At 62.2% G+C, this 10,918-nt stretch carries 10 protein-coding genes; 4 read left to right on the top strand and 6 right to left on the bottom strand.

Annotated elements, in window-relative coordinates:
- Nucleotides 1-144: 144 nt before the first annotated feature.
- The 5 genes from HX824_RS29895 to HX824_RS29915 form a co-directional block, all read right to left on the bottom strand.
- The gene (locus HX824_RS29895) at nucleotides 145-918 is read right to left on the bottom strand and encodes an enoyl-CoA hydratase-related protein (protein WP_177055858.1); all 774 of its coding nucleotides are present in this window, start codon (nucleotides 916-918) and stop codon (nucleotides 145-147) included.
- Complete coding sequence (atuD, locus tag HX824_RS29900; RefSeq protein ID WP_003209038.1) at nucleotides 915-2,072, bottom strand: citronellyl-CoA dehydrogenase; 1,158 nt, start codon at nucleotides 2,070-2,072, stop codon at nucleotides 915-917. Before atuD ends, HX824_RS29895 begins: the two co-directional genes overlap by 4 nt.
- A gap of 71 nt (nucleotides 2,073-2,143) precedes the next feature.
- A complete protein-coding gene (gene atuC / locus HX824_RS29905) occupies nucleotides 2,144-3,760 on the bottom strand; it encodes a geranyl-CoA carboxylase subunit beta (protein WP_008431693.1) in 1,617 nt (538 codons plus the stop codon).
- A 3-nt stretch (nucleotides 3,761-3,763) separates the two neighbouring features.
- Nucleotides 3,764-4,636, bottom strand: a complete 873-nt coding sequence (locus HX824_RS29910; protein ID WP_008431689.1) for an SDR family oxidoreductase — start codon at nucleotides 4,634-4,636, stop codon at nucleotides 3,764-3,766.
- A 12-nt stretch (nucleotides 4,637-4,648) separates the two neighbouring features.
- Nucleotides 4,649-6,427 (bottom strand): acyclic terpene utilization AtuA family protein, encoded by a 1,779-nt coding sequence (locus HX824_RS29915; protein ID WP_008431687.1) that lies wholly within the window; start codon nucleotides 6,425-6,427, stop codon nucleotides 4,649-4,651.
- Nucleotides 6,428-6,581: 154 nt separating this feature from the next.
- Between HX824_RS29915 and HX824_RS29920 the strand changes: the two genes are divergently transcribed.
- The 3 genes from HX824_RS29920 to HX824_RS29930 all read left to right on the top strand — a co-directional run bounded on the left by HX824_RS29920 (nucleotide 6,582) and on the right by HX824_RS29930 (nucleotide 9,173).
- Nucleotides 6,582-7,205 carry a TetR/AcrR family transcriptional regulator gene (locus HX824_RS29920; protein ID WP_177055860.1) on the top strand — a complete coding sequence of 208 codons (624 nt, stop codon included), beginning with the start codon at nucleotides 6,582-6,584 and terminating at the stop codon, nucleotides 7,203-7,205.
- 99 nt (nucleotides 7,206-7,304) lie between these two features.
- On the top strand, nucleotides 7,305-8,093 hold the full coding sequence (locus HX824_RS29925) for an ABC transporter substrate-binding protein (RefSeq protein WP_083853176.1): 789 nt from the start codon (nucleotides 7,305-7,307) through the stop codon (nucleotides 8,091-8,093).
- 66 nt (nucleotides 8,094-8,159) lie between these two features.
- Nucleotides 8,160-9,173: a GNAT family N-acetyltransferase gene (locus HX824_RS29930; RefSeq protein WP_008431680.1), complete on the top strand. Its 1,014-nt coding sequence runs from the start codon at nucleotides 8,160-8,162 to the stop codon at nucleotides 9,171-9,173.
- Between the two features lie 138 nt (nucleotides 9,174-9,311).
- Here the strand turns inward: HX824_RS29930 and HX824_RS29935 are convergent, their stop codons facing one another.
- Nucleotides 9,312-9,863, bottom strand: a complete 552-nt coding sequence (locus HX824_RS29935; RefSeq protein WP_003209024.1) for an RNA polymerase factor sigma-70 — start codon at nucleotides 9,861-9,863, stop codon at nucleotides 9,312-9,314.
- 278 nt (nucleotides 9,864-10,141) lie between these two features.
- Here HX824_RS29935 and HX824_RS29940 point away from each other — a divergent pair, with 278 nt between their 5' ends.
- A complete protein-coding gene (locus HX824_RS29940; RefSeq protein ID WP_177023348.1) occupies nucleotides 10,142-10,900 on the top strand; it encodes a thioesterase II family protein in 759 nt (252 codons plus the stop codon).
- Nucleotides 10,901-10,918 lie beyond the last annotated feature (18 nt).

Genomic DNA, 10,918 nt, shown 5'->3' on the forward strand with positions numbered 1-10,918 from the left:
CGGAGTGAGGGCACACCGAGCCCAGGCGAGGTGCCGAGTGGTGGGGCAAGAGCGTTTTGGTTACTTTTGCGCTTTTCAAAAGTGACCCGCTGTAAGAGCGGAACCTATAGTCGCCATTACAAAAATAACGGATATGCCCCCGATTCATCGCGCCCACCCCGGCCTGCGCTTCTGCACAAACGCCTGAGTCCCCTCAACCCCTTCCTCACCATAAACCGCCTCGGCAAACCACTCGGCAGCCTGGTCCAACAACGGCCCCAAAACCTGCTCACCACTGGCCAGCAGCAACGCCTTGGTCCGCGCATTAGCCCCCGGAGCACATCGCAAAACCTGCCCCAACACCTCATCCAGCCGCTCCGCCAACGCCTGCGGATCGTGCTCCACAAAATGCACCAACCCCAACCGCAGCGCCTCAACCCCATCAAACCGCGCCGCCGTCAAAGCCAGCCGCCGCGCCTGGGTCAACCCGATACGCTTCACCACGAACGGCGCAATCTGCGCCGGCAACAACCCAAGGCCGGTCTCCGGCAACCCAAACTGCGCCTGATGATCCGCAATCGCCACATCACTGACACACACCAACCCAAACCCGCCGCCCAGCACGGCACCCTCAAGCACCACAATCACCACCTGCGGCAGCGCCTCCACTTCCTGCAACAGCGTGCCGAACGCCCGGTTCAACGCCTGCAAGCCTCCCGCGGCTCCCGCGCGAGCCATGTCCTTCACATCGCCACCGGCCGAAAAATGCCCACCCGCGCCGCTGATAACCAACGCCCGCACGCTCTTGTCCCCAGCCACATCGGCCAGTACCGCACGCAGTTCGTTGACCATTTCCAGGCTCATGGCATTGCGGCTGTCCGGCCGATTGAGGGTCACATGCAGCACCCCGTTATGCGGTTCCAGCAACAACGTGTTCACGACTTCTTCCCCGGCAGGGTGCCCATCAATTTGCAGATGATCCCCAGCATGATCTCGTCCGCCCCACCACCAATCGACACCAGCCGCACATCGCGATAAGCCCGGGCCACCGGGTTGTCCCACATGAACCCCATGCCGCCCCAATATTGCAGGCAACTGTCGCTGACTTCCCGGCCCAGGCGGCCGGCCTTGAGCTTGGCCATGGAGGCCAGGCGCGTCACGTCCTGGCCCTTGATGTACTGCTCGGTGGCCTGGTACACCAGCGCCCGCAGGCATTCGATTTCGGTGGACAGTTCGGCCAGGCGGAAGTGGATCACCTGGTTGTCGATCAGCGCCTTGCCGAAGGTCTTGCGTTCCTTGCAGTAATCGATGGTGCTGTCGATGCAGTACTCCAGGCCCTTGACCATATTGGCCGCGCCGAACAGCCGCTCTTCCTGGAACTGCAGCATCTGCATCATGAATCCCGCACCTTCATGGCCGATGCGGTTGCGCTGGGGGATGCGCACGTCGTCGAAAAACACCTGGGCGGTTTCCGAGCTGTGCATGCCGAGCTTTTCCAGGGGCGGGCTGACGCTGATGCCGGGGGTGTTCATCGGCACCATGATCAGCGACTTGTTGATGTGCGGCTTGTCGTCGGAGGTGTTGGCCAGCAGGCAGATGAAGTCGGCGCTCGGTGAGTTGGTGATCCACATCTTGCTGCCGTTGATCACGTAGTCAGTGCCGTCCTTGCGGGCATGGGTTTTCAGCCCGGCCACGTCGGAGCCGGCGCCGGTTTCCGAAACGCCGATGCAGCCCACCTGTTCACCGCTGATGGCCGGGCGCAGGAATTCTTCGCGCAATTCATCGGAGCCGAAGCGGGCGAGGGCCGGGGTGCACATGTCGGTCTGCACGCCGATGGACATCGGGATGCCGCCGCAGCGAATGCTGCCGAACTCTTCGGCGGCGACGATCGAGTAGCTGTAGTCGAGGCCCATGCCACCGAATTTTTCCGGCTTGGAAATACCCAGCAAACCGAGGTCGCCGGCCTTGCGGAAGATCTCGTGGATCGGAAAGCGTCCGGCCTTTTCCCACTCATCCACATGCGGGTTGATCTCGCGCTCGACAAAGCCACGGACGGTGCGACGCAGTGCTTCGTGTTCCTGGGTGAAGATCATTTTTATTGTTCTCCCTATGGGGACGCGGGGCGTCCCGGGCTGCATTCCCACGCGGGGCGTGGGAACGATCATCAAAACCGCGCTGCACCAAAGCTGTTGGGCTGTAGTTGCCGCACCTCGGCCTCGTGGCAGATGTCCAGCAGAAACCCGAGCAAGGTTCGTGTATCACGTGGATCAATCAGCCCGTCGTCCCACAGGTTCGCGCTGCCATAAAGGGCGGTGGACTGGCTGTCGAGTTTCTGTGCGGTGACCTGTTCGAGCATGTCGAGCACCTTGGGGTCGGGCACCAGGCCGTCTTTCAGTTGCTTGGCTTCGGTGACGATCCGCAGCACCTTGCCCGCCTGGGCGCCGCCCATCACGGCGGTGCGACTGTTGGGCCAGGCGAAGATAAAACGCGGGTCGAGCCCACGGCCGCACATCGCATAGTTGCCGGCACCATAGGAGCCGCCGACGACGATGGTCAGTTTCGGCACCCGGGCATTGGCCACCGCCTGGATCATCTTCGCGCCGTGCTTGATCACGCCTTGCTGTTCCGACTCGGTGCCCACCATGAAGCCGGTGGTGTTGTGGAAGAACAGCAGCGGTGTCTGGCTCTGGTCGCACAGCTGGATAAATTGCGCGGCCTTGCTCGCACCCTTCGGGGTGATCGGCCCGTTGTTGCCGATAAAGCCACAGGCGCGGCCCTGGATATGCAGGTGGCCGCAGACGGTGTGCGGGTCGAACTCGCCCTTGAATTCGAGGAAGTTGGAAGCGTCCGCCAACCGCGCGAGGATTTCGCGCACGTCGTAGGGCTTTTTCGGATCGTCGGGGATCAGCCCCAACAGCTCGTCAATCGGGTACAGCGGCTCGCTGTAAGCGCGCTTTGGCACAGGCGGCAAGCGGTCATCCCACGGCAACAGGCTGACAATCTCACGCACGATGCGCACACCATCAGCGTCGTTTTCCGCCAGGTATTCAGCGGTGCCGGCGGTTTGCGCATGCATCTCGGCGCCGCCCAGTTCTTCATCGGTGGCGACTTCGCCGGTGGCGGCCTTGAGCAGCGGCGGGCCGGCCAGGAACAGCTTGGCCTTGCCACGCACCACCACCACGTAATCCGAAAGACCCGGCTGATAAGCGCCGCCCGCCGTGGCCGAGCCATGCACCACGGTGATCTGCGGCAAGCCCATGGCCGACATCCGCGCCTGGTTGGCGAAGCTGCGGGCGCCTTCGACGAAAATCTCGGCGGCGTAGTTGAGGTTGGCGCCGCCGCTTTCTGCCAGCGTCACCACCGGCAGTTTGTTTTCCATGGCGATCTGTTGCAGGCGCAGGGATTTTTTCAGGCCAGAGGGGGAAATGGTCCCGCCCTTGATCGCGCTGTTGTTGGCCACCACCAGCATGCGCACGCCGCTGACGTAGCCGATGCCGGCGATCAACCCGCCGCCAGCGGCGCTGCCGTCCTTGTCATCGTGCAGTTTGTAGCCGGCTAGGCTCGCCAGTTCGAGGAACGGCGCGCCGGGGTCGAGCAATAAATTCAGGCGTTCCCGTGGCAGCAGTTGCCCGCGCTTGTCGAACCTGGCCTTGGCTTCGGCGGCCTTGCCCAGCAGGTTTTGCTCCAGCTGGCGCAATTGATTGACGCCCGTGAGCATCGCTTCGCGGTTCTGCGCGAATTGCGGGCTGTGGGCGTCGAGTTGCGAGTCGATCACCGGCATGGCTTATTTCTCCTCCTTGAGCACGTCCGGCAAGTAAGCCCGGTGGAAACCATTAAAGGACACGCTCGGCGGTTGCGCCTTGTGCAGCGGCCAGGCGCGGCTGCCCAGGCTGGCGGCGCCGTCGATACGCAAGGTGCTGCCGCTGACGAACGCGGCGGCGGGGCTGAGCAAGAACACAATCGCCGCGCTGACTTCCGATTCGGTGCCGATGCGCTTGAGCGGAACATGCTCGCGCAAGGTCGGGATCACCGCCTTGAATGCGCCTTCGTAGGTGTCCATGCCGCTGGAGGCAATCCAGCCCGGCGCCACGGCGTTGACCCGCACCCCGGCGTAACCCCATTCAACGGCGGCGGTCTTGGTGAGGTTGTCCATGCCCGAACGTGCCGCACCGGAGTGGCCCATGCCGGGCATGCCGCCCCACATGTCGGCGAGCATGTTGACGATGGACCCGCCGTGCTTGCTCATGCTCTGGTTGAACACTTCCCGGGCCATCAGGAAACCGCCCACCAGGTTGGTGCGCAACACGGTTTCAAAGCCCTTCTGGTTGATCGACGCGAGCGGCGAGGGGTACTGGCCGCCGGCGTTGTTCACCAGGCCATGAATCGGGCCGTGCTCCTGCAGGACCTGGCCGACCAGTGCCTTGACCGCTTCTTCATCACGAATATCGCAGGCCTGCCAGCTGGCGCGACCGCCGTCCTCACTGATCTCCGCCGCCACCGTTTGCAGTTTTTCCGGCTTGCGCCCCACCAGAATCACATGGGCGCCGAGGGCTGCCAGCTCGTGGGCGGTGCAACGGCCAATGCCACTGCCGCCGCCGGTAACGATGATGGTCTGCCCCTGGAACAGGTCGGCTTTGAAGATCGAGTCGAAGGCCACGGCGCGGGTCCTTTAAGTGAATTGATCGGCAATGTGCTGCGGCACGGCAATCGGGATTTCCAGCAACTGTTGGGCGAAGGCCTTGCCTTGGGGATCGATGCGCAGGCTGGCAATCCCGCCGCCACCCAGGGCGTTTTCCAGCAGGAAGTTCAGGCTGTGGCTACCGGGCAAATACCAGCGCTCGACGCGGCCGTGGATCGGGTCGAGCACGTGGCTCATCCAGTCGACGATCACTTCGGGCGTCAGTGCCTCGGCGATCCACGGCAGGTAGTCGGGCTCGCGGGCGATCACCCCGATGTTGCTGTGGTTGCCCTTGTCGCCGGAGCGGGCCACGGCCAGCTTGACCAGCGGCACGTTGGCGTCGGCGCGGCCTTGGGGTTTGGGCGGGTCGATCAATGCGATCGAGGTGTTCAGCGGTTTGGCGACGGGCAATTCGCAGGCATGCCGTTCGCCAAGGAAGTCGACGTGCAATTGGCAGGCGCTTTTATCGATCAGGAATGAAAACAACCGAATCAGCGGGTACACCGTAGGTCGCCCGCCGACGATTCCGGTGAGCCCCGGCGCCATGCCGGTGGCCGCCTGGGCAATCTCCCGGGCGAACAGCACCAGCGCCTGTTTGCTGGGGTGACGCACCGCCAGTTTCACCACCACTTCGCGGCAGTCCTGGCGTTGGGCATGGGGGCCGTAGGTGGCTTCGCTGCCCAGCAGTTCGATGTTGATGTCGGTGTAGGGCGCCCAGCCGCGCTGACTGAACAGCTCTGAGGTCTTGTTGATGATCGCCTGGCTGACCCGTTCGGCCTTGGCCACCGCGTCGATCCCGGCGATCAGGCAACTGGCGGTGCAGCGAAAACCATCCGGGTAGGTGGCGCTGACCTTGTATTGGTCGGTGGGCGGCAGGCCTTTGGCGCCGTGCAGGTGCACGCGGTTTTTGCCTTGTTGCCGGAGCTTGACCTGGCTGAAGTCGCAGATCACGTCGGGCAACAGGTAGGCGCGCGGGTCGCCGATTTCATACAGCAGTTGCTCGGCGACGCTCAGTTCGCTGATCAGTCCGCCGGTGCCCTCGACCTTGCTGACGGTGAACTGGCCGTCGGCACTGACCTCCACAATCGGGAAACCGATGTGTTCGTAGTCCGGTACCTCCCGCCAATCGGTGAAGTTGCCGCCGGTGCACTGCGCGCCGCATTCGATGATATGCCCGGCCAATGCCGCCTGGGCCAGGCGGTCGTAGTCCTGCCAGGACCAGTCGAATTCATGCACCAGCGCTGCGCTGACCACTGCGCTGTCGACCACACGGCCGGTGATGACGATATCGGCGCCCAGCTTCAACGCCTGCACGATACCGGGCGCGCCGAGGTAGGCGTTGGTGGATACGCACATCGGCGGCAAGGGCGCGCCGCTGAACATGTCGGTGACGCCGTGCAGTTGCTTGAACTGCGGTTGCAGGTCATCCCCCAGCAGTACGGCGATCTTCAACGGGATTCGGGCCTGGTCGCAGGCCGCCTGCAACGCGGCGGCGCAGGCCTGGGGGTTGATCCCGCCGGCGTTGCTGATCACGCGGATGCCCTGGCGCTGGATATCCGCCAGCAGCGGCGTCAGCACCTCGACGAAATCCGTGGCATAGCCGGCCTGGGGATCTTTCATTCGCGCTCCGGCGAGGATCGACAGGGTGACTTCCGCCAGGTAGTCGAACACCAGGTAATCCAGCGTGCCGCCGTGCACCAACTGCGCAGCGGCGGTGCAGGTGTCGCCCCAGAAGGCGCTGGCGCAGCCGATGCGTACCGTCTTGTTCATGGGGCGTCCTTCCTCTGGTTTGCTGGCACCCACACTACCAAGCAAGCGCTTGGTTTGTAAACTCTGGTCATAACTTTGCCCCAAGCGCTTGCTTGGTTGGCTGCCACGGCCTAAATTGCCGCCCAAGACGTAACCAGAAGTTAAGGAGAGCAGCATGGATGAGCAAAAAGCCCTGCGGGTGATGCGCACCATGGTCGAAGCCGGCCAATTGACCGACCCCGACAGTGCCCGTGGCAAGCTGCTGCAAACCGCGGCCCACCTGTTTCGCAACAAGGGTTTTGAGCGCACCACCGTGCGTGACCTGGCCGGCGCGGTCGGGATCCAGTCCGGCAGCATCTTTCATCACTTCAAGAGCAAGGACGAAATCCTGCGGGCGGTGATGGAGGAAACCATCCACTACAACACCGCCCTGATGCGCGCTTCTCTGGCCGAGGCGAGCAACGTGCGCGAGCGGGTGCTGGCGCTGATTCGTTGCGAATTGCAGTCGATCATGGGCGGCAGTGGCGAGGCCATGGCGGTGCTGGTGTATGAATGGCGTTCCCTGTCGGCCGAGGGCCAGGCCCAGGTGCTGGCCTTGCGCGATATCTACGAAGAGATCTGGTTGCAGGTGCTGGGGGAGGCGAAAAACGCCGGTTACATCAAGGGCGATGTGTTTATCACGCGGCGTTTCCTGACGGGCGCCTTGTCCTGGACCACCACCTGGTTTCGCGCCCACGGCAGCATGACCCTGGAGCAACTGGCCGACGAAGCCTTGCTGATGGTGTTGAAAGCTGACTAGCCCTTTCGCGCAAGCTATTAATTGTGTGGCAGAAAGTTGTCTCGATAGACAAAAACGCCTAGCTTAGCGGGATCAAAGTTTTCGACGGTGTGTGCCTTGATGTTTTCGCCTTGGCGATTGGCTGCAGGACTCTCAATATGGGCACTTGGCGCACTGTGGCTGATGCCTGCCTCGGCCGCCCAACTGGTGAGGGTCGGTGCTGCGCATTTCCCGCCATACACCGTGCGCCCGGAGCAGGGTGCCGACACCGGGTTGCTGCCGCAACTGGTGGAAGCCTTGAACGCCCTGCAAACCGACTACCAGTTTGTGCTGGTACCCACCTCGATTCCCCGGCGTTTTCGCGACTTCCAGCAAGGTCGGGTGGACATGGCGATCTTCGAAAACCCCAAGTGGGGCTGGCAGGATATTGCCCACACCGATGTCGACATGGGCCTGGAGGATGCGGAAATCTTCGTGGCCCAGCAGGAGCCCGGTCGCGACCAATCGTATTTCGCCGACCTGACCGGCAAGCGCCTGGCGGTGTTCAGCGGCTATCACTACGCGTTCGCCAATTTCAACCCCGACCCCAAGTACATGGCGGAGCACTTCAACGCCACCTTGACCTATTCCCACGACAGCAACCTGCTGATGGTCGCCCGGGGCCGGGCCGACATCGCCCTGGTGACACGTTCCTACCTCAGTGATTTCCTGGTGCGCAATGCCGATACGGCGGGGCAGTTCCTGGTGTCCGAGCGGATCGACCAGGTGTACCACCACTATGCGTTGCTGCGGCCCAAGGCGCCGATCACGGGGCCGGCGTTCGCCGGGCTGCTCAAGCAGCTGAGGGACAACGGCCAGTTGCTGAAGATCTTCGAGCCTTACCGCATCGATGTAATGCCGGTACCGTGATCGTCTAAATTTTTGCCCTCGGCTCACGTCACTTGTTGAACTGTCGACGATTCGTGAGCCCATCCCATGTCCAATCTGAATGACCTGTCAGTGCTGCCCTTGCCGGCGGGACCCGCCCTGAATGCTGATGAAACTGATAGCCGCCTGAGCCTCACCCTTGAGGGCCAGCCGCTGATTCGCCTGCGCCTTGAGCGGGGTGATGAGGTGCAGGTGCATTTGCAGGAGCCCGCCAGTGTGCCGGCTGCCCGTGCCTTGTGGGCGGCGTGTTATTGGCTGTTTGCCAGGGAGCCCGGGCGTCAGCGACTGGTCTGGTGTCTTGAGCATGCGCCGGAAGATGCCTTGCGCAGTGGGTTGCTGGTGGCGACCGGGGTTGCCGGGCAGTTTCATTGCGAGCGCACGCTGTTCTGGCAGTTGCCGCAACCGTGGCTGGGGCAATCTCTCACGGGGGCTTATCCGCAGCAGATGATCATCAGCGGCGGCAAGCGTCATCCTGCCCGTGCGCCGAAGCCGCGGGGCGAGGTGTATCGGCGGTTTGATGCGCGGCTGGGGGCGTGGATTTCACTGCGTACGGTGGAGATTGATGTTGATCTGGCGCGCTTCAATCGTTGGCAGAACAGTGCGCGGGTGGCGAATTTCTGGCAGGAAACTGGCAGCCTGGAACAGCATCGGGAGTATCTGGACAAGCTGGAAGCGGATCCCCATGCGTTGACGTTGATTGGCTGTTTCGATGATGAGCCGTTTGCTTATTTCGAGGCGTATTGGGCGAAGGAGGATCGGATTGCGCCGTTTTATGATGCGGCGGATTACGATCGCGGGATTCATATGCTGGTGGGCGAAGAGCACCACCGTGGTCCGCACAAGGTAGCGAGTTGGTTGTCGGCGCTGGTGCATTACTTGTTTCTCGATGATCCGCGTACGCAGCGTGTGGTGGCTGAGCCTCGGGCGGATAACGGGAAGATGATTGGGCATATGCAGAATCAGTGTTTCCACTGTGAGAAGGAGTTTGATTTTCCTCATAAGCGGGCGGCGTTGATGATTCTGGGGCGGGAGCGGTTTTTTGAGCGGTGTGGGTTGGTTTGACTGAGCAAAAAATCTGAGTGCACGAAGATCAAATGTGGGAGCGGGCTTGCTCGCGAAAGCGCAGTGTCAGTCAATGCATGTGTGACTGATCCACCGCTTTCGCGAGCAAGCCCGCTCCCACATGGGATGTGTGGCGCGTCAGGCCCGCCGCGCAAACGTGTCGCTATGGGTCCCGGAAACCTTCCGGCAATGCACCAGCGCATCGCGAATCATAAAGTTCACCAACGTCGGTGAAACCCCCAGCTCCTTGGCAATATCCTTCTGCGGCACCCCGTGCAGCCGGTACATCTCAAACGCATAACGCGTGCGCTGAGGCAACTCGGTCAAGGCGTCGGCAATGTTCTCCAGCGTCGAAAAGTTGATGTGCGAGGTCTCAGGTGAAGCGCCGTGAATAACCACATTCAAGCCTTCCTCTTCCGTGCCGGAATATTTCAGCTCCAGCGCCTGCTTGCGGTAGTGATCAATAGCCAGGTTGCGCACGATCTGGAACAGGTAACTGAGCTGCGCCTTGAACGATGACGTGATGGTGGGGGCCGATTGCAACCGGAAGTAGGCGTCTTGCACCACGTCTTCGGCGCGGGATCGGCAGCCGGTAATACGCGCTGCGATCTTGACCAGGATCAGTCGATTGTCGACGAAGGCCTGGAGTAGGGGTGAGTCGCACCTGCCTGTGGATACTTGTTCCGTCATGGAAATCACCTTGTTGCAAGAGAAGGTTGGGGGAGGGCGTCCTTGCTGAGGCCTCCTACACATCGGGCAACAAATTATGCTTAATGATAATGATTGTCAAATGAGAAGACGAACTAATCTTATGCTTTATCGAGAGGTGTGAACGGCGTCTCGCTGACTAATTATTTCCCGGTGCCATCCGTTCTCATGGGTGAAAGGCCAGTTAACAAACCGGCCAAGGATCAGCGCCTGGAGGAGGACAAAATGGGTTTTTATCGTGTGAGCGGGAGTGGTCTGAAATGAACACGCCGGCTCGATTACGCCTGTTTTGCCTGCCTTACTCCGGCGCCAGCGCCATGGTCTACAGCCGCTGGCGGCGGGCGCTGCCGGAGTGGTTGCAGGTGCGGCCGCTGGAGTTGCCGGGGCGCGGCATGCGCATGGACGAGCCGTTGCAGCGCGATATCAAAAAACTGGCCGGGCAACTGGCTGATGAGATCCGCGCCGAGCTGGACGGCCCCTACGCCTTGTTCGGCCACAGCCTCGGCGGCCTGCTGGCCTTCGAACTGGCCCATGCCCTGCGCGAACGGGGCGCGCCGCCGCCATTGGCGCTGTTTGCCTCGGGTACCGCCGGCCCGGCCTGTCGCGATGTCAGCGAATACGCCATCGAGAAAAACGACGAACAACTGATCGCCCGCCTGCGGGAACTCAAGGGCACGGGCGAAGACGTGCTGGCCAACGCCGAACTGATGCAGTTGATGCTGCCGATCCTGCGGGCCGACTTCCTGCTGTGCGGCAGTTTCGAATACGGCGAGCGTGAGCCGCTGAGCCTGCCCATCCATGTATTCGGCGGCAAGCAGGACACGGTGCGCGCCGATCAACTGCTGGACTGGCAGCAAGACACCGCCAGCGGTTTCTCCCTCGACATGTTCGACGGTCACCACTTCTTCCTGGTGCAGCACGAGAGTTCCGTACTGCGCTGTGTGCGGCGTTACGCCGACGAACACCTGGCCCGCTGGCGCAACGACGCCGCGCGGCAGATGGCCCGGGCGACCGGCTGAACAAGCCCCCGGCCATAC

Origin of the sequence: Pseudomonas sp. D4002 (assembly GCF_013385665.1) — a bacterium.
Lineage (GTDB): Bacteria > Pseudomonadota > Gammaproteobacteria > Pseudomonadales > Pseudomonadaceae > Aquipseudomonas.

Coding starts and splice junctions, on each gene's coding strand:
- atuD (WP_003209038.1), bottom strand. CDS start 2,072: ATGATCTTCACCCAGGAACACGAAGCACTGCGTCGCACCGTCCGTGGC.
- atuC (WP_008431693.1), bottom strand. CDS start 3,760: ATGCCGGTGATCGACTCGCAACTCGACGCCCACAGCCCGCAATTCGCG.
- HX824_RS29915 (WP_008431687.1), bottom strand. CDS start 6,427: ATGAACAAGACGGTACGCATCGGCTGCGCCAGCGCCTTCTGGGGCGAC.
- HX824_RS29920 (WP_177055860.1), top strand. CDS start 6,582: ATGGATGAGCAAAAAGCCCTGCGGGTGATGCGCACCATGGTCGAAGCC.
- HX824_RS29925 (WP_083853176.1), top strand. CDS start 7,305: ATGTTTTCGCCTTGGCGATTGGCTGCAGGACTCTCAATATGGGCACTT.
- HX824_RS29930 (WP_008431680.1), top strand. CDS start 8,160: ATGTCCAATCTGAATGACCTGTCAGTGCTGCCCTTGCCGGCGGGACCC.
- HX824_RS29935 (WP_003209024.1), bottom strand. CDS start 9,863: ATGACGGAACAAGTATCCACAGGCAGGTGCGACTCACCCCTACTCCAG.
- HX824_RS29940 (WP_177023348.1), top strand. CDS start 10,142: ATGAACACGCCGGCTCGATTACGCCTGTTTTGCCTGCCTTACTCCGGC.